The organism is Oleiphilus sp. HI0066, assembly GCF_001635725.1.
In genome coordinates this window covers 1-917 of the sequence record NZ_LWFH01000009.1, presented here as the reverse complement: position 1 = coordinate 917, position 917 = coordinate 1, and the positions used below count along the sequence as shown (strand labels likewise).

General features: G+C 41.3%; 2 protein-coding genes. Both read right to left on the bottom strand.

Annotated features, from left to right (window positions below; all coding sequences use genetic code 11):
* Nucleotides 1–72 precede the first annotated feature (72 nt).
* Entirely contained in the window at nt 73–510 is a 438-nt protein-coding gene (gene aroQ / locus A3738_RS00605; protein WP_068475024.1) for a type II 3-dehydroquinate dehydratase, read from the bottom strand.
* Nucleotides 511–630: 120 nt separating this feature from the next.
* On the bottom strand, nt 631–917 hold a 287-nt coding region (locus A3738_RS00600), incomplete at its 5' end, for a response regulator (protein WP_156503841.1).

Sequence of the window (917 nt, the reverse complement as noted above, 5' to 3'; positions counted from 1 at the left end):
TGAGTCTTCAATTAACTCGATTAACTTTTTAATTTTACGGATATCCATAAATAAACTCTCTTGAATTCTTTGCTATTGCGATGCGCGAATAGCGGCTTCTACTGCCGCATCGTAACCGTGCGTACCTAAGCCGCAAATAACGGCAATCGCTTTATCTGAAAAGTAGGAATGGTGCCGAAAACTCTCACGTGCATGAACGTTTGAGATATGTACTTCATAAAACGGTAAGTCGCTTGCTAACAGAGCATCACGTAGAGCAACGCTTGTATGTGTAAAGGCACCAGGATTGATCACAATGGCAATTACGTCTGAATTTCTGACTGCATGAATGCGATCAATTAGCTCGTGTTCTGCATTGCTTTGGAAGTGCTCAATCGTTGCTTGATGTTGTTCTGCAATAGCGTTTGTTCTGGAAACAATATCTTCTAGTGTTTCTGAACCATATATTTCAGGTTCTCGCTTCCCTAGGAGATTTAAATTTGGGCCATTTAGAATAAGAATTGTTGGCATGAAGAGCACTCTTTTTTAAGCAAAGCTAATGATGCGCCAATTCTAGTGCTCGCTGTGCAACTTCGCAAACTATTCCTGCAAGATAGCAGCGAATTTAGCAAATTTACGGGCTAGTTTTGCTTATTTTGCGTGAGATTGCTTGTCAGATAATTGCTGTTTTATAGCATTTACTAACTTAGATTGATCAGTTGGTTTGGTGAGAAATGGAGTGGTGCTTAACTCTTGAGAGTTTAGGTGTACGTTCGGGTCTTCCTCTGCGGAAAGGAAAATAATAGGGATGTTGCGCCATTGAGTGTGCTGGCGTACTAATCTCGCAAGCTCAACCCCTGTGCACTTGGGGAGAATAACATCTAGTAAAAGCAAGTCTGGTTGATTCGTTTCGATAGCATCGAGTAAAAGTTCGGGCT